This window comes from Sandaracinobacteroides saxicola, assembly GCF_014117445.1.
Classification (GTDB): domain Bacteria; phylum Pseudomonadota; class Alphaproteobacteria; order Sphingomonadales; family Sphingomonadaceae; genus Sandaracinobacteroides_A; species Sandaracinobacteroides_A saxicola.
This window is the reverse complement of record NZ_CP059851.1, coordinates 1,540,555-1,556,792: the sequence shown is the minus strand read 5'-3', so window position 1 is coordinate 1,556,792 and position 16,238 is coordinate 1,540,555. Positions and strand designations below refer to the sequence as shown.

The following is a 16,238-nucleotide window of genomic DNA, read 5'->3' as shown; positions in this document are numbered from 1 at the left end:
ATGCCAACGCCACCAGTGCTGCCGCCAGCCGCCGATAGTGCCAGTCTGGCGTGGCGGCCATTTCTGTTGCTGTGGCTGAAGATCGGCGCGCTTGGCTTTGGCGGTCCGGCCGGCCAGATCGCGCTGATGCACCGCGAGCTGGTGGAGCAGCGCGGCTGGCTGGACGACGCGCGTTTCCTGCGTGCGCTCAACTTCTGCATGTTGCTGCCCGGACCGGAGGCGCAGCAGCTGGCGACCTGGTGTGGCTGGCGGTTGAAAGGAACGCGGGGCGGTCTGGCGGCCGGCCTGCTGTTCGTGCTGCCGGGTGCACTGGTCCTTGCGCTGTTGACGGGTTTGTATCTTTCGGTCGGCAATGTCGCGGGCGTGCGGGCCGCGCTGTTCGGGGTGCAGGCGGTGGTGCTGGCGCTGGTGGCGCTGGCGCTGTCGCGGGTGGCGGCCAAGGCGCTCCGCGACCGGCTGGCTTGGGCGCTGGCGATCATGGCCTTCGTGTTGCTGTTCTTTTTTGCCGTTCCCTTTCCTCTCGTGGTGTTGGCGGCAGGCGTGGCGGGCTGGCTGTTCGGGCCGCGGCTGCCGGCGGAACCCGTTCCGGACCGCGGCAATTGGGGGCGGTCCGCGCGCTCCGCGCTGTTCTGGGCGGGCCTGTGGGCAGCCCCGCTTGCCGGACTCGCGCTGTGGCTGGGCCCTGCCCATGGCATGACCACGCTAGGCCTGTTCTTCGCCAAGATGGCGACGGTCACCTTTGGCGGCGCCTATGCCGCCATGGCCTGGGTGACGCAGGCCGCAGTGGAGACGCACGGCTGGTTGAATGCGCGCGAGATGCTGATCGGCCTGGGTCTTGCGGAGAGCACGCCGGGACCGCTGGTGCTGGTGTTCCAGTTCGTCGGCGGATTGGCGGGGGCGCGGATCGCGGGGCCATGGGATGCCGCGTGGGTGGGCGTGCTGCTGGGCATGGTGCTGGTGCTGTGGGTCACGTTCGTCCCCAGCTTCCTGTGGATTTTCGCCCTGGCGCCGCATCTGGACGGTCTGGCGGCACGGCCCGGGCTGGCGCGTGCACTGTCGGGGATCAGCGCGGCGGTGGTGGGGGTGATGGCCAATCTGGCGCTCTGGTTCGCGCTGCACCTGCTGTTTCACACGGTGGAGGCAGAGCAGTGGGGGCTGCTGCGGCTATGGCGTCCGACCGGCGAATTCGATCCGTCTGCCGCAGGCATCGCACTCATCGCCTGGGCGTTGCTGGGTGCCGCCAAACGACCGATGGGCGTGGTCATCCTGCTGGGCGCGGGGGCGGGATGGGGGCTTTACGCGCTTGGGGTGGCAACGCCGATATAGTTGACGCTGACATCATCGCTGAGGACAAAACCGCGCGCGGGCGTCCAGCTCAGGCCGCGGGTTTCACGCACGACGAGACCCGCGGTCGCCAGTTTCGCGGTCAGCTCCGGCGGGGTCTGGAACTGCCGCCAGCTGTGGCCGCCACGCGGGATCAGCCGGGTGATATATTCGGCGCCGGCGATCAGCACGGCAAAGCTGGCGGCCGTGCGGTTCGGGGTCGAGAAGACCAGCAGCCCGCCCGGTTTCAGCAGGCGGCCGAGCGAGCCGAGGAAATGGTCAAGATCAGTCACATGCTCGACGACTTCGAGCGCGGTGATGAGGTCCATGCTCGCCGGGACGGAGTCCGCCAGATCGGCGATGTCCATCGCGCGATAGTCGATGCTGAGCCCCTGGTCCTGCGCATGCGCGCGGGCAGCATCGATGTTTTCGGGGGCGGCATCGATGCCGACGACATCGGCGCCCATGCGCGCCAACGGCTCGCTGAGCAGCCCGGCGCCGCAGCCGACATCGAGCGCCGCCAGGCCGGCAAGCGGCCGGCGGGCGCGGGCGCCGCCGCCGAAATGACGGATGGCCGCTTCGCGCACATAGCTGAGGCGGACCGGGTTGATCCGGTGAAGCAGGCGGCTGGACCCGTGCGGATTCCACCAGTCGGCCGCCAGCGACCCGAACAGGGCGACGTTCGAGCTATCAGCCGTACTCATAGGAAGCGGCGGATACGGATGGCGCTGTCGGCGGGAGGCGAGGGGGGAAAGCCGGCTTTCAGGCCGGGCGCGAGCGGAAACCAGCCCTCTGGCGTCAGCGCTTCGAGCGGCGCGAAACGGGCCTTGTAGGCCATCCGCGGGCTGTTCTTCACCCAATAGCCCAGATAGACATAGGGCAGGCGCGCCGCAGCGGCGCGACTGATGTGGTCGAGGATCATGAAGCTGCCCAGGCCCGGCATGTCCGGATCGAAGAAGCTGTAAACCATCGACAGGCCGTCGCTCTGCCGGTCGGTGAGGCTGACACCCACCAGCTCGCCGGGGTCATCCGAATCGGTGCCGCGCCGATATTCGACGATCAGCGTATCGACCGTCGTGGCCTCGACCATGTCGGCGAAATCATGCGCATCCATCCGCGCCATGCCGCCTTCCGGGTGACGCGCCCCCAGATAGCGCTGCATCAGCTCATATTGCTCCTGGGTCGCCCAGGGCTCGCAGCCGCTGACGCTGAGCGAGGCGTAGCGGCGCATGACCCGCTGCTGGCTGCGGCTGGGGTTGAAGGCCGCTGTCACCACCCGCACCGCAACGCACGCCTGGCATCCCAGGCAGCTGGGGCGGTAGGCAACGGTCTGGCTGCGACGGAAGCCGATGCGTGCCAGCACTTCGTTGGTGCCGTTGGCCTCCGGGCCGCGCAGTTCGGCGAACACCTTCCGTTCCGTGCGGCCCGGCAAGTAGCTGCAGGGTGATTCGGAAGTGACGAAAAAGCGCGGCGCGCGGTTCTGGATGGTCACAACCGTGCCCCCCCGCCAATCCGCGACCGTTCATTCCCTGCCGGTTGCACGCGACCTCCCGCCCTCTTGCCCCTGATTATCGGCCATGCGCAAAAAAAGGCTAGGGCGAAAATGGGTGATTTATGCTGATGGCGTCATTCCGGCGCAGCTTTCCCGGATGGCGTGCTTCGATGGCGACGCCCTTTACGCCAGCTCGACGCGCCCGACTTCATAGCCGGCGCCACGCAACGCCTCGATCAGGCGCTCCAGATGATCGGGCCCGCGGGTTTCGCACTCGATGTCGGTGATCAGGCCCTTCGCCGGCAGGCTGGTGAAGACGCGCTGGTGCCAGACCTCCAGGATGTTGACCTGCTGCTGGTCGAAGATGCGGGCAACCGCGAACAGCTGGCCGGGGCGGTCCTTCAGCCGGATGCGCAGGCGGGCGAGGCGGCCCGAGCGGGCGAGATCGCGCAGCAGCACATTGGCCAGCAGGCGGGTATCGATATTGCCGCCGCACAACACCAACCCGATGGTGCGGTTGCGGAAGCGGCGCGGCTCCGCGAGCATGGCGGCAAGACCGGCGGCCCCCGCACCCTCCACCACCGTTTTCTCGATCTGGAGCAGCATCGAGACCGCGCGTTCCAGGTCACGCTCGCTGGCAAGCAGTATGTCCTTCACCCGGGCGCGCACCACCTGCGTGGTCAGCACCCCGGGATATTTGACGGCGATGCCTTCGGCCAGCGTGTCGCCGTCGGCGACCAACGGCTCGCCGCGCAGCGTGTTGCGCATCGAAGGGTAGAGTTCGGCCTGCACGCCGAACACCTCGATCTCGGGATTGAGGTGATGGGCAACCGTCGCGCAGCCGGAAATCAGCCCGCCGCCGCCCAGCGGCACCAGCAAGGTGTCGATCTCTGGCGCATCGGCCAGCATTTCCAGCGCGACCGTGCCCTGGCCGGCCATGACCAGCGCATCGTCATAGGGGTGCACGAACACCAGCTTGCGCTTCTCGGCAATCTCATGGGCATGCGCCTGTGATTCCTCCAGCTTCTCGCCATGCAGGACGACATTGGCGTCATGCCCTTCGGTCTGCTGCACCTTGATGGTGGGCGTGTGCCTGGGCATCACGATGGTGGCGGGAATGCCGAGGCGTTTGGCGTGATAGGCAAGGCCCTGGGCATGGTTGCCGGCGGACATGGCGATAACGCCGCGCTTGCGCTCCTCCGGCGACAAGGCCAGCAGGCGGTTGAGCGCACCGCGTTCCTTGTAGGCGGCGGTGAACTGGAGATTTTCGAACTTCAGGAACACCCGCGTGCCCAGCAGCTCGCCGAGCGTCCGCGATTCGAGCGTGGGGGTGCGGATGACATGGCCGGCGATGGCGGCGGCCGCGGCCTCCACATCGGCGAAGCTGATCGGAAGCGCCGGATCGTTGGCGGCGGGTGCGGTGGCCATGGCTGTTCCCTGTCGATTGCGGGAGGGTGCATAACGCAGGCAGCCTGTCGCTGCAAATGCTTGGCACGGTGGCGCGGGCATGCCTATCGTGCGGCATGGCGAAGCTGGGGTTTATCGGGCTGGGGGTGATGGGGGCGCCGATGGCGCGGCATCTGGCAACGGCAGGGCATGGCGTGGCGGTGTTCAACCGGACGCGGGGCAAGGCGGAGGCCTGGGTAGCGGCGCATGGCGGGGCGGTGGCGGCATCGCCGGCGGAAGCGGCGCGGGATGCCGACGTCGTGCTGTGCTGCGTGGGCAATGATTCCGATGTACGGGCGGTGACGCTGGGGGCGGATGGTGCCCTTGGCGTGATGAAGCCGGGCGCGCTGTTCATCGACCACAGCACCGTCAGCGCCGAGATGGCGCGCGAACTGGCGGCGGTGCGGAACGATCTGCTGGTGGTCGACGCGCCGGTATCGGGCGGGCAGGCGGGGGCCGAGGGCGGGACGCTGACCATCATGTGCGGTGGCAGCCAAGAGGCTTTCGCCGCGGCGGAGCCGGTGATGGCGGCCTATGCGCGCCGGATCGGGCATATGGGGCCGGCGGGCAGCGGGCAGCTGGCGAAGATGGTGAACCAGATTGCCATCGCCGGCGTGGTGCAGGGGCTGGCGGAGGCGCTGCACTTTGCCGACCGTGCCGGGCTGGATGCGACAGCCGTTGTGGATGTCATCAGCAAGGGGGCGGCGCAGAGCTGGCAGATGGACAATCGCGCGGCGACGATGATCGAGGGGCGGTTCGATTTCGGCTTTGCGGTGGACTGGATGCGCAAGGATCTGGGGCTGGTGCTGGCGGAGGCACGGCGCAACGGTGCCAGGCTGCCGCTGACCGCGCTGGTCGATCAATTCTATGCCGATGTGCAGGCGATGGGGGGCGGGCGGGATGATACCTCCAGCCTGATACGGAGGCTCTGATGCGGGCGATGGTGATGGCGGCGGTGGCGCTGTTGGCGGGCGCAGCGGAGGCGAAGACGCTGATCGTCAATGCCAACGGCATGACGCTGACCGGTGAGGGCAGGGTGCAGCGCTTTGCCATGATGCTGGTGGGGGATGACGGCAGGGTGCTGGCGACGCTGCCCGAGGGTGCGTCCGAGCCGAAGCTGGAGCGCGGCGATTTCCGGCTGGACGCGAAGGGCCGGACGCTGTGGCCGGGGCTGATCGATGCGCACGGGCATGTCATGTCGCTGGGGTTCGGGGCGTTGCAGCTGGACCTGTCGGACACGCGATCGCTGGCGGAGGCGCAGGCGAAGCTGAAAGCCTATGCCGCCGCCAATCCGGCGTTGAAGGTCATTCGCGGGCGCGGCTGGAACCAGGTCAGCTGGGGCCTGGGGCGGTTTCCGACGGCAGCGGACGCCGACGCCATGGTGGCCGACCGGCCGGTATGGCTGGAGCGGGTCGACGGGCATGCCGGCTGGGCGAACAGCGCGGCGCTGCGGTTGGGGGGCGTGACCGCGGCGACGAAAGCGCCGCCGGGAGGCCGGATCGAGCGCGGTGTGAAGGGCGTGCCGGCGGGTGTGCTGGTGGATGCGGCGATGGGGCTGGTGGAGAAGCAGTTGCCGCCGCCGGGGGCCGGTGAGGCGGAGGCGGCGCTGGCGGCGGCGCTGAAGATCATCGCCTCGGTGGGGCTGACCGGCGTGCATGACATGGGCGTGGATGCGGGGAGCTGGAACCTCTATCGCAACTTCGGCGATGAGGGTCGGCTGACGGCGCGGATCACGGCCTATGCGGCGGGCCTGCAAGCGGTGGAGGCGATCGCGCCGCTGCGGCCGACGCCCTGGCTCTATGACGAGCGGCTGCGGTTGCAGGGGATCAAATTCTATGCCGATGGCGCGCTGGGGTCGCGGGGGGCCTGGCTGAAGGCGCCCTACAGCGACGATCCGAAGAACCGGGGGTTGCAGTTCCTGACGGACACCCGGCTGAAGAACATGCTGAGCCGGGGCAATTTCCTGGGGTATCAGGATGCGACGCACGCCATCGGCGACGCGGCCAATGCCCAGGTGTTGGACGCCTATGCCGAGTTGAAGCCGGTCTATGGCGAGCGGTTCCGCAACCGGATCGAACATGCGCAGGTGGTCGATGTGGCCGACCTGCGGCGTTTTGCCGAACTGGGCGTGGTTGCCAGCGTGCAACCGACGCATGCCACCAGCGACAAGGCGATGGCCGGCGACCGGGTGGGGGAGGGGCGGCTGGCGGGGGCCTATGCCTGGGCATCGCTGCTGCGGAGCGGGGCGAGGCTGGCGCTGGGGAGTGACTTTCCGGTGGAGCCGCCGAACCCCTTCTTCGGACTGCACGCCGCGGTGACGCGGCAGGACCGGGATGGCCAGCCGCCGGAGGGATGGCGCAAGGCGGAGGCGCTGACGCTGGTGCAGGCGCTGCACGGGTTCACGCTGGGGGCCGCCTGGGCCGGGTTGGCGGAGGGCAAGGTGGGGAGCCTGGAGGCGGGGAAATGGGCGGATTTCATCCTGCTGGACCGCGATCCCATGACGATCCCGCCGGCTGAACTGTGGCGGGTGCAGGTGCTGGAGACCTGGGTGGCGGGCAGGCGGGTGTTCGTGAAATGAGCGGTCGGAATCGGGCCTTCATGCAGCTGGAACGCATGACCTTCTTCAGCGACGCGGTGTTCGCTATCGCCATCACGCTGCTGGTGATCGAGATCAAGGTGCCGCATGTCGAGACTTCTGATGGACTGGCGCGGGCGTTGCTGGGGCTGGTGCCGAACTATGTCGGCTTCATCGTCAGCTTCTTTGTCATCGGCCGCTTCTGGATCGGGCATCATCGGGCGATGGGGCAGCTGGTGGCGCTGGACAGCCGGCTGGTCTGGCTGAACCTGCTGCTGCTGTTCACCATCGCTTTCATGCCGTTTCCGACCGCGGTGTTCAGCGACTATACCATCACGCGGGCGGCGGTGGCGCTCTATTGCGGCTGGCTGATGCTGGCGGGTTTGGCGAATGTGCTGCTGATCGGACATGGGTTGAAGTCGGCAGCGTTGCTGGATCCGGAGGCGGACCCGGCGGTGACCGCGGCCCTGCTGCGGGGGCGGTGGCTGCCGCTGCTGATCGGCGTACTGGCGCTGGGGCTGGGGATGTGGCGGCCGCTCTATGCCCTGATCCCGCTGCTCGGCAGCCCGTTGATCCAGTGGGGGTTGCGCCGGCTGTTCAACCGGGCCGGGTCTGCAACGCCAGCCGGCTGAGGCCGGGGGGGAGGCCGGGGGTCAGACGGTCCAGGATGGCGGTGGCGACGGTTTCGGGGGTCTTGAGCGTGGCCGGGTCTTCGCCGGGGTAGGCGCGGGCGCGCATGCTGGTGCGGGTGCCGCCGGGATCGACCAGAAGGACGTGGACGCCCAGCGCCTTCATCTCCTCGGCATAGACCCCGGCCATGTTTTCCAGCGCGGCCTTCGAGGCGGCATAGGCGCCCCAATAGGGGGCGGCGCGGGTGGCGACGCTGCTGCTGACCATGACGAGCTGGGCGTGGCCGCCCGCGGGAGCGGCGCGGCGGAGCAGGGGATCGAAGGCGCGGATCAGGCGGAAGCTGGCGGTGACGTTGAGGGCGAAGACGCGCTCGAACTCCTTGGGGTCGGCGTGGGCCAGCGGGGTGAGGGTGCCGAGCGTGGCGGCGTTGATGACGAGACGGTCGAGTTTGGGCCAGCGGGCGGCGACGGCGGTGGCGAGACGGTCGATGCCGTCGAAGTCGGTGAGGTCAAGGGGCGCGATGGTGGCCTGACCGCCGGCGGCGTGGATGGCATCATCGGTTTCGATGAGGCCGGCTTCGGTACGGGCGGTGAGGACGACATGGTCGCCCCGAGTCGCCAGCGCCTGGGCGAGGGCGGCGCCGATGCCGCGGGAGGCGCCGGTGACGAGGGAGAGCATCTGTTCGGGGGAGGTCATTGGATTATGCTTTGTTTTGATGGGCTTGCGGCCGTGTTTCACCATTGAAATCTTGACAGATTTTCAATTTTCGTTCGTTTTTCCATCATCTAGGGCGATGGTTGGGCGCGCGCAAGCAGCATGATCGAACAATGATACCGATATGGTTATCACAAAACGGGTTGGATCGCAAGGACAATCTTTCACCGGTCGGTGCGGATGCCGGCGCGGTCCAGGGCGGCGCGGGCGAAGGCCAGCCGGTCGAGGGCCTCGGCGTGGAGGGCGGGAGTGGCGGCGACGAGGCCGGGGAGGGTGGGCGTTGCCTGGTTGAAGGCGAAGGGCGCACCCGTCCGGTCGGTGATGGTGCCGCCGGCCTCCTGCAATATCAGGCTGGCGGCGGCGACGTCCCATTCGTTGGTGGTGCGGCCGTCGAACAGGGCATCGGCGTCTCCGCCGGCGACGAGGGCGATGCGCAGCGCGATGCTGTTGGGTTTGGCGACGGCGACGGCATCCCAGGGTTCGGGCCAGAGGCGGCTGGTGATGAGCTGCGGATCGACGGGGAGGCGCATGGCGGCGGGGTTCCTGCGGCCGGAGACGGTGATGGGCTGGTCGTTCAGCGTGGCGCCGTGGCCGGCCCGGGCGGTGTAGAGGCGTTGCTGGGCGGGGGCGTAGAGGAAGGCCATGGTGGGGGCGCCGTGTTCCACGAGGGCGAGGCTGATGGCCCATCCGGGGCGGCGGCGGGCGTAATCGCGGGTGCCGTCGATGGGATCGACGACCCAGAGGCGGGTGGCGGCGAGGCGGTTCGGGGAGGCGGCGGATTCCTCGGAGAGCCAGCCGATGTCCTGTTGGGGGAGGCGGGCGCGGAGAAGGTGATCGACGGCGAGGTCGGCGCTGGTGCAAGGGTTGCCGGGCGATTTGTCCCAGGAGTCGAAGCCGTCGCTTGCCATGCGGAGGGCGAGGTCGCCGGCGGTGGTGACGGCGTGGAGGGCGGTGGTGAAGAGGTTGTGGGGGGTGGGCATTGCGGGGGTAGAAGGCAGATTTGGGGGGTGGGGGCAAGTGGGGTGGGTGGCACGAAGTGGGTGAGGTGGCATGTCAAGGGGGCGGGATGCTAGGCGCGATTACCTTGCCCAAAGACGAAATTTTGAGATACAAGGCGCCATGCTGGTTGAAATCATTATTGGGGCGATTGGCGAGTCTGCGCTGGGCTACGCCGGCCAAAAGAGTGTCGATCTTTTCAAATCGGGTAGTGCCAAAAAAGAAATTGCGGAAATTGGATCAAGATCAATTGAAGCAGGTGTTTTAAGGGCACCGGCATTAGCTGCTGATTTGCGGTCAGTGAGTTTTGTAAACGGTGTATTTGTTCCAATTCTGCAAACCATGATTATTGATCCATCAAAGCTACCTGACCCAGATGGATTGGCAAGCGAATTTGTTGCAATGTTCGTTGAGCGCTTTGCCGGTGGAGACAGTGCTGACGACACGCTTAAGCAGATTTTTCAAACGGAGCCGGCCGAGCTTAAAGATGCATTTGCCGCAATGATTCGCGAGCTTCGATCTCAATTCTACCAATCGAAGCACTGGCGGGAAGTGGGTCATTTTTCGGCAATCGAAAATACGCTCAAAAACACGGACACAATTATCGAAATTTTGCACCGGCAACAAAGGGCAAGCGATGCTGATGCTGTCGATGTTGAGGATGCACGAAAAGACGCGAAAGCCGGGTCAGATGAGCTGCGCAGTTGGCCGAGAGACATTAAGGGGCGCGAGCTTCTGAGACCTGAATTGGAGCGTTTGAAAAACCGGATTGCCAGCGAACGCAGCGGTTCGACGCTGCTCATTGGCGAAGCTGGATCAGGAAAGTCCGCTTTGCTGTCGAAACTTACCGACGAGCTGGAAGCTGGCGACTTCATCGTTTTTGGCATCAAGGCTGACACGTTGCCGCCAACCGTTGCCACATTCGACGACGTAGGCCGTGCATTGGGAATGGTCGGACCGTTGGCGGATGAACTTCATGCGTTGGCCCGCGTGCAGCCGGTGGTGTTAATTATCGACCAGCTCGATGCGGTAAGCGATGTGATGGATCGCTCGTCTGATCGCATGAAGGTGCTGCTGCGACTTGTCCGGAATGTCCGGGATCGGTCCCTTCCGGTTCACGTAATTGTTTCGTCACGGCCATTTGAAGCGTCACATGACGCACGTTTTCAGCAACTACGGGCTGAAGAAATCATTCTCAGTCTTCCATCGGTGGAGAATGTTCTGACATTCTTGACCCTCCTTGGGATCGACGGCGACAAAATCACGGTGCAACTCCGGGAAACCCTACGCCGCCCGTTTGCTCTCAAGCTGTTTGTGGACTTGGTGTCGCGGGGCATCGGCGTAGATGACGTGGCAAGCGGTGAGTTGCTGAATATGTGGCTGGCAACTGCTGATCTGGGGAATGACCAGAGCCGCCAAGCCGTGCTTCGATTGATGGAAAAGCTCGTCAATGAGATGATGCAAACAGAGACATTGTGGCGACCGCTGGATGCCTTCGTTGCAGAACACAAAGATGCACTCGCAATTGCAGAAGCGGCGGGGTTACTTGTCCGCAACGGTCTAAAGGTGGGGTTCAGTCATCAATCATGGCTTGACGATTTTCAGGCCAAAAGTTTCAAAACAGGGACCGATCTTGCCAAATATGCATGGCAGAACCAGGATAGCCTCTTTGTTCGCGGCACTTTGCTTCGGGCTTTGCAGCGCCTCCGGCACGTCGATGAAATATCTTATGGACGGGCCGTTTCTGCCCTTCTTTGGCAAACCAAAACTCGGCGTCACGTGAAGCATCTGATCGTAGACGTCATTGCGACCGTTCGTCTCCCGACCTTGCAAGAAGGCGCGTGGGTGGAAGCATTGATACAGAGCGATCCGATCCTTGCTAATCGTGCCCTAGGAAAACTAGCGGATCATTGGCTTGAATGGCGATCCCTGCTTGGCAAGTGCCTTGGCATTTTGATGACAAGCGATGAGTTTCATTGGACCGCGATACGGCTGCTGGCAGGCGAGGCACGGCTAGATGCAGATAGCGTCGTTAAGCTCATCGGACAGCATTGGGATCAGCCAGAAAAGGACGGTCTAGTTTTTCGTGTTGTCGAGCAATCTGGCATCATAAGTGATGCGGTCGAAAACTTGGTCAAAACCATATTGGGCCGAACGAAAATTGAAGAGTATGCAATATCGCACTTTGTGTCGGCTCTCCGAGGAGATGGCCGATTTCGTGAAGCCGCTAGAATTGTGTCCCTATGGTTCAGCGCTCTTGAAACTGACCGCCGCCAAAATCCCTCACTGCATAACGTGCAGAAGCTAGCTGACGCAGCTCCCAGGGAGTTTGCAGAAGAGTTACTGGACGCTTTTATTGTTTACGCCGCTAAAGATGTCGGTGCTTTCAACGAAGGTTATAAGCGGTATCCGAAATCTCAATCGCTTTCTTGGGATTGGGATTTTGATCGAGAGAGAGACAACGTTCTTGAGGCGTTTCGGGATGCGGTCAATGGCTTCGCACAAATTCAGCCTGATGTAGCGCGACCTTATCTCTCTGCTTTAGCTAAAATTGAGATTGAACAAGCGCAAGAAATTGTTGCCCATGCCTATATCGCTAGTGCCGAAGCGCTGGCAGCGGATGCCGCTAAATTCCTTTTGGCCGATGAGCGCAGGCTCTGTCTTGGAGATGCACATGTCCAGTTGGAGCCGGGGATGTCATCAATAGAAAGCGGGTTGACGTCACAAGAGCTAATAGAGGTAATTGCACCTCATCTGCCGGATCGGGATGTCGAGAAAATTCGAGATAGGATCGAACAATGGAGCCTATACGGTCCCGAATTTAACGAAGGCGACGAACCTTCCCTTCGCCTTAAGCGGCTAAAATGGGCTGATGAAAACCGCATCGAGCTCTTGAAAAGGTTGCCGGACAGGTTTCTGTCGTCACAACGGAAGCGGCAAGTTGCCGAACGTCGCGCTTCGCGTAAATGGCCAGTTTCTCGAAAGCGAGGTGGAATGATGGCCTCGTTTGTGGGGTCGCCGATGGCACATACCGCGATGCTGAAAGCCCGCGATGACGACATCTTCAAGATGTTGGATGAAATCAACGATACCAGCGAAGGCCGTTCCCGACGTCGGCCAATCTCGATGGATGGCGGTGTGGTAGAGCTATCACGCGCTTTTGCCGAGTTTGGAAAAGAGCAACCACAGCGGGCGATTGTTATGGCCAGGACGAAATTCGTTGCGGGTCGGCATGAGCACGCCGCCGCCGAACTGGTTCATAAGCTGACCGAAGGTGAGGATTACGCCGCTGATGAGCTTCTGGCGTTGATCCATGAACTTTCGGATCGTGGCTTTTCGTCTGATACATGGAAGACATTTGCCTCATGGTCACTCGCACGAATTGCAGGAAAGATCTCCGGTCTACCCGACAATTCGATTGCGATGATGAAGGGGTGGCTGGAAAACGATCCGGCAAAAATTGCAAAAGATATAGAGGATCGGCTGGACCTTGAAGCCCGAAATGAGGAGCGGAACAAGCGCGAGCGGGAAATGCCTCAGCCCTTCCTGTTTCACGCCCATGGATTGCATGGAATGCGGATCGTGCCGCAAGACAACTTTTCGATCCTAGATGCCATATTCAAAGGCCTGATCGCGCGCGAAGAACGAGATTATGAGCAGTGGATTTCGATCCTTGAGGAGCAGGCGAAAAAGGATGAAGACCCCCACATTTGGTCATTCCTGTTATGTTGGCAATCCGACTGGCTTTACTGGGCTGATCGTGACCGCGTGCAGGCGCTTATCCGCGCTTTGTGGGACAAGGACAGACGCATTTTCCAAAGCGTGGAACTTGTAGGAGTGCTTTGGAAAAATCGCCCGATTTTCCCTGATCATGTTTTGATCGAAATCATCACGGCGTGGTTTGAAACGGGAGAGGAGCCGTTCGTACAAGCGGCTGCGGAATATACGCAGGCGATGGTATTAGTTCATCCAGATAACCCGATAGCATTGAAACTAAGAGCACATTTGACCGAAGAAGCATCTTGGAAATTGACCGGTCAGCTCTTCACCGCCGCGTCAGCTTGGCGGGATGGGGACACTGTGCTTAGGCCATTAGCACACCAAGTCTTAATGAAATTCGCACCCAATGCGACAGGTGAGCAGGCCCATGCGCTTTCATCTGCTGTAGACAAACGAGACACGCTTTCCGCTGATGATTTAACGCGTGAGTTGGTGAACGCCGTAGCTGAAAACCAAGAGCTACTGGCAGCATCATTGACCGGCAGGTTCGCCGATGGGCTGCAATCTCTATTGCTGTATCCCGGCTTCGATGAGCCGGTGATGCACGTTACGGAGCGGATGGCCGAACTGATCGTCGACAAAAAGGGTGGTCAGCATCGCGGCTTTATCGACAAGGATTTTGTGCAGGTTTCCATCGCCCTCCAACGCAACGACGGGCCGCTTAGAGCAAGAGCTATGGACGTATATGAAAAGCTCTTGGATGCAGGCGCATATGGAGCAGAAGAAGCTGCAAAGGAAGTAATTCGAAATTAAATCTATCATTGTCTGAGCTATAATAATTTCATGTGATGAAGATATATACATGCTATTTTGACTAATAATTTGAAGGTCATTAATCATGATTTACTAATTTTCGAACTGCGAAGTTCAGTAGTGGTTGGAAAGCGCAAACGGGGCGTCAGTTGCCCGCCAGGGTCATGCCGTCGATGCGGGTTGTGGGGGCGTTGATGGCGTGGCGGATGGTGAGGTCGTTGGCGGGGGTGAGGGCGCGGAACATGGCGCGGAGGTTGCCGGCGATGGTGACCTCGTTCACGGGGCGGGTGAGTTCGCCGTTTTCGATGAGGAAGCCGCCGGCGCCGCGGCTGTAGTCTCCGGTGAGGCCGTTGACGCCCATGCCAATGAGTTCCGTGACATAGAGGCCGAGCTTGATGTCCGCCATGAGGCTGGCGGGGGTTTCGCTGCCGGCGCCCAGGAAGAGGTTGGTGACACCGGCCGACGGGGGCCCGCTGATGCCGCGGCTGGCGTGGCCGGTGGGGGCGCGGCCAAGCTGGCGGGCGGACGCGCTGTCGATCAGGTAGCTGGTGAGGATGCCGTTTTCGATGATGGTGGTGGGGGCGGTGGGCAGGCCCTCCCCATCGAAGGCGCGGCTGGCGAGGCCGCGGCGCCAGTGCGGGTCATCGAGGATGCGAACGTTCGTGGCGAAGACCTGGGTGCCCTCCGCATCGAGCAGGAAGCTGGTCTTGCGGGCGATGGCGCTGCCGGTGATGGCGCCGATCAGGTGGCCGAGCAGCGAGCCGGCGACGCGGGGATCGAAGACCACGGGCATGGCGGCGCTGTCGAGCTTGATCGGCGCCAGGCGGGCGATGGCCCTGGTGCCGGCGCGGGTGCCGATGGTTTCGGGGGATTCGAGGTCCGCGAAATGCCGCGTGCTGTGCCAGTCATAATCGCGTTGCATGCCCGCGCCCTCGCCGGCGATGACGCTGGCGGAGAGCGAGAAGCTGCTGCCGCGCCGGCCGCCGGTGAAGCCGTGGCTGGTGGCCAGCGCCATCACCGCCTCTCCGGCAGCGGCGCTGGCGCCTTCGGAGTTGGTGACGCCGGGGATGGCGCGGGCGGCGTCCTCGCACGCCAGCGCCAGGGTCTTCAGGCGGTCGGCGGAGATTAGGGTGGGGTCGAAGGTGTCGAGGTCGGGGAAGGGCGGTTGCGCCAGGCGGTCGACGGGGGCGAGGCCGGCGAAGGCGTCCTCTGGCGCCTCGCGGGCCGTGGCGAGGGCGCGTTCGGCGGCGGTTTCGAGGGCGCGAGGGGAGAGATCGGAGGTGGAGACCTGGGCGGAGCGGTTGCCGACGAAGATTCTGAGGCCGACTTCTTCGCCTTCGGAGCGGCCGATGTCCTCGAGCGCGCCCATGCGCACGCCGATGCCGGTGGAGGCGTCGGCGACGTAGAGGGCATCTGCCGCGTCCGCGCCGAGGCGGCGGGCGTGGGCGAGGGCGAGGGCGAGGCGGTCCTGCGCGTTTTCGGGGGAGAGCATGGGGTGGGCTTAGAAGCTGGCGACCGCCAACGCCAGAAAAAGCAGCAGGCCGGCGCGGGCGTTGGATTTGAAGAGGGTGAGGGCGGTGCGGCTGTCCGGTGCGCGGGCTTTGTGGGCCTGCCAGGCGAGGTGGAGTGCCGCGGGGAGGAGGGCGGCGAGGACGAGGGGGTCGGGGCGGAGGTGGTATAGGGTGGCGGCCATCAGCAGGATGGTGGCGGTGTAGAAGAGGACGATGCCGCGCTGGAGGTTGGGGCCCAGCGCCCGGGCGGAGGATTTGATGCCGGCGAGCGCGTCGTCCTCGAGGTCCTGCACGGCGTAGAGGCTGTCATACCCCAGGGTCCAAAAGAGGGTGGCGGCGTAGAGCATGAGCATGGGGAGGGGGTCGGCGAGGGTGGGGTTGGTGGCGGCCCAGGCGACGGGGACGCCCCAGTTGAAGGTGAGGCCGAGCCAGGCCTGCGGCCACCAGGTAAGGCGCTTCATGAAGGGGTAGGCGGCGACAAGGGCGAGGCTGCCCAGCGCGATGATCTGCGCGGGGCGAGGGAGTTGGAGCAGGACGAGGAGGCCGATCAGGCTGAGCGCGATGAGGAAGGCCCAGGCGCTGGTGACGGAGATGGCGCCGCTGGCGAGGGGGCGGGCGGCAGTGCGGGCGACCCGGGCGTCGAGGCGTCGGTCGATGATGTCGTTATAGACGCAGCCGGCGGCGCGCATGGCGGCGGCGCCGAGGAGGAACCAGGGGAGGAGGAGCCAGAGCGCGGGGTTGCCGCCGAGGGTCCAGCCCATGGCGCAGGGCCAGAACAGGAGGGCGATGCCGACGGGGCGGTCGAGGCGGGCGAGGCGGGCGTAATTCTGGGCCGTGCGGGGAAGGTGGTCGATCCAGCCGGGGCGGGCGTCGGGGGTCATGGGGGAGGGTTTGGCGGGGGATGGGGGGTTTGTGAAGGGGGGGGCGCTCCCTCCGTCACTCGCTGCGCTCGTGCGACCTCCCCCGCAGGCGAGGGAGGGACTGGCGCGGTTTGTGACGGGGGCGTGGGGGCGCTGGC

12 protein-coding genes are annotated in these 16,238 nt (G+C 64.1%); 5 read left to right on the top strand and 7 right to left on the bottom strand.

What is annotated here, in order from left to right; all coding sequences use genetic code 11:
• Nucleotides 1-1,326, top strand: coding sequence for a chromate efflux transporter (chrA, locus tag H3309_RS07760; protein ID WP_182298185.1), 1,326 nt, complete (start codon nucleotides 1-3; stop codon nucleotides 1,324-1,326).
• Here the strand turns inward: chrA and ubiG are convergent.
• The 3 genes from ubiG to H3309_RS07745 form a co-directional block, all read right to left on the bottom strand.
• Nucleotides 1,296-2,027, bottom strand: a complete 732-nt coding sequence (ubiG, locus tag H3309_RS07755) for a bifunctional 2-polyprenyl-6-hydroxyphenol methylase/3-demethylubiquinol 3-O-methyltransferase UbiG (protein WP_182298184.1) — start codon at nucleotides 2,025-2,027, stop codon at nucleotides 1,296-1,298. The genes chrA and ubiG overlap by 31 nt on opposite strands.
• The gene (locus H3309_RS07750; RefSeq protein WP_182298183.1) at nucleotides 2,024-2,815 is read right to left on the bottom strand and encodes an arginyltransferase; all 792 of its coding nucleotides are present in this window, start codon (nucleotides 2,813-2,815) and stop codon (nucleotides 2,024-2,026) included. Before H3309_RS07750 ends, ubiG begins: the two co-directional genes overlap by 4 nt.
• 183 nt (nucleotides 2,816-2,998) lie before the next feature.
• The gene (locus H3309_RS07745) at nucleotides 2,999-4,243 is read right to left on the bottom strand and encodes a threonine ammonia-lyase (protein ID WP_182298182.1); all 1,245 of its coding nucleotides are present in this window, start codon (nucleotides 4,241-4,243) and stop codon (nucleotides 2,999-3,001) included.
• A gap of 95 nt (nucleotides 4,244-4,338) precedes the next feature.
• Here H3309_RS07745 and H3309_RS07740 point away from each other — a divergent pair, with 95 nt between their 5' ends.
• From H3309_RS07740 to H3309_RS07730, 3 genes are read left to right on the top strand one after another with little or no spacing between them, the layout of a single operon-like run.
• On the top strand, nucleotides 4,339-5,193 hold the full coding sequence (locus H3309_RS07740) for an NAD(P)-dependent oxidoreductase (protein WP_182298181.1): 855 nt from the start codon (nucleotides 4,339-4,341) through the stop codon (nucleotides 5,191-5,193).
• Nucleotides 5,193-6,839 (top strand): amidohydrolase, encoded by a 1,647-nt coding sequence (locus H3309_RS07735; protein WP_182298180.1) that lies wholly within the window; start codon nucleotides 5,193-5,195, stop codon nucleotides 6,837-6,839. Before H3309_RS07740 ends, H3309_RS07735 begins: the two co-directional genes overlap by 1 nt.
• Nucleotides 6,836-7,468 carry a TMEM175 family protein gene (locus H3309_RS07730; RefSeq protein WP_182298179.1) on the top strand — a complete coding sequence of 211 codons (633 nt, stop codon included), beginning with the start codon at nucleotides 6,836-6,838 and terminating at the stop codon, nucleotides 7,466-7,468. Before H3309_RS07735 ends, H3309_RS07730 begins: the two co-directional genes overlap by 4 nt.
• Here H3309_RS07730 and H3309_RS07725 read toward each other — a convergent pair.
• Both H3309_RS07725 and H3309_RS07720 read right to left on the bottom strand, forming a co-directional pair.
• Nucleotides 7,434-8,162, bottom strand: a complete 729-nt coding sequence (locus H3309_RS07725; protein ID WP_182298178.1) for an SDR family NAD(P)-dependent oxidoreductase — start codon at nucleotides 8,160-8,162, stop codon at nucleotides 7,434-7,436. The genes H3309_RS07730 and H3309_RS07725 overlap by 35 nt on opposite strands.
• A gap of 182 nt (nucleotides 8,163-8,344) precedes the next feature.
• Nucleotides 8,345-9,160: a 3'(2'),5'-bisphosphate nucleotidase CysQ gene (locus H3309_RS07720; protein WP_182298177.1), complete on the bottom strand. Its 816-nt coding sequence runs from the start codon at nucleotides 9,158-9,160 to the stop codon at nucleotides 8,345-8,347.
• 139 nt (nucleotides 9,161-9,299) lie between these two features.
• On the opposite strand from H3309_RS07720, the gene H3309_RS07715 reads away from it, so the two are divergent.
• Entirely contained in the window at nucleotides 9,300-13,709 is a 4,410-nt protein-coding gene (locus H3309_RS07715) for an AAA family ATPase (RefSeq protein WP_182298176.1), read from the top strand.
• A gap of 145 nt (nucleotides 13,710-13,854) precedes the next feature.
• Here the strand turns inward: H3309_RS07715 and H3309_RS07710 are convergent, their stop codons facing one another.
• On the bottom strand, nucleotides 13,855-15,201 hold the full coding sequence (locus tag H3309_RS07710) for a TldD/PmbA family protein (RefSeq protein WP_182298175.1): 1,347 nt from the start codon (nucleotides 15,199-15,201) through the stop codon (nucleotides 13,855-13,857).
• A gap of 9 nt (nucleotides 15,202-15,210) precedes the next feature.
• Nucleotides 15,211-16,101, bottom strand: a complete 891-nt coding sequence (gene ubiA / locus H3309_RS07705; RefSeq protein ID WP_182298174.1) for a 4-hydroxybenzoate octaprenyltransferase — start codon at nucleotides 16,099-16,101, stop codon at nucleotides 15,211-15,213.
• Between the last annotated feature and the right edge of the window lie 137 nt (nucleotides 16,102-16,238).

Bases quoted from the DNA above. Each gene is read 5' to 3' on its own strand.
- H3309_RS07710 (WP_182298175.1), bottom strand. From the start codon at position 15,201: ATGCTCTCCCCCGAAAACGCGCAGGACCGCCTCGCCCTCGCCCTCGCC.
- H3309_RS07740 (WP_182298181.1), top strand. From the start codon at position 4,339: ATGGCGAAGCTGGGGTTTATCGGGCTGGGGGTGATGGGGGCGCCGATG.
- H3309_RS07730 (WP_182298179.1), top strand. From the start codon at position 6,836: ATGAGCGGTCGGAATCGGGCCTTCATGCAGCTGGAACGCATGACCTTC.
- chrA (WP_182298185.1), top strand. From the start codon at position 1: ATGCCAACGCCACCAGTGCTGCCGCCAGCCGCCGATAGTGCCAGTCTG.
- ubiA (WP_182298174.1), bottom strand. From the start codon at position 16,101: ATGACCCCCGACGCCCGCCCCGGCTGGATCGACCACCTTCCCCGCACG.
- H3309_RS07725 (WP_182298178.1), bottom strand. From the start codon at position 8,162: ATGACCTCCCCCGAACAGATGCTCTCCCTCGTCACCGGCGCCTCCCGC.
- H3309_RS07720 (WP_182298177.1), bottom strand. From the start codon at position 9,160: ATGCCCACCCCCCACAACCTCTTCACCACCGCCCTCCACGCCGTCACC.
- ubiG (WP_182298184.1), bottom strand. From the start codon at position 2,027: ATGAGTACGGCTGATAGCTCGAACGTCGCCCTGTTCGGGTCGCTGGCG.
- H3309_RS07735 (WP_182298180.1), top strand. From the start codon at position 5,193: ATGCGGGCGATGGTGATGGCGGCGGTGGCGCTGTTGGCGGGCGCAGCG.
- H3309_RS07715 (WP_182298176.1), top strand. From the start codon at position 9,300: ATGCTGGTTGAAATCATTATTGGGGCGATTGGCGAGTCTGCGCTGGGC.
- H3309_RS07745 (WP_182298182.1), bottom strand. From the start codon at position 4,243: ATGGCCACCGCACCCGCCGCCAACGATCCGGCGCTTCCGATCAGCTTC.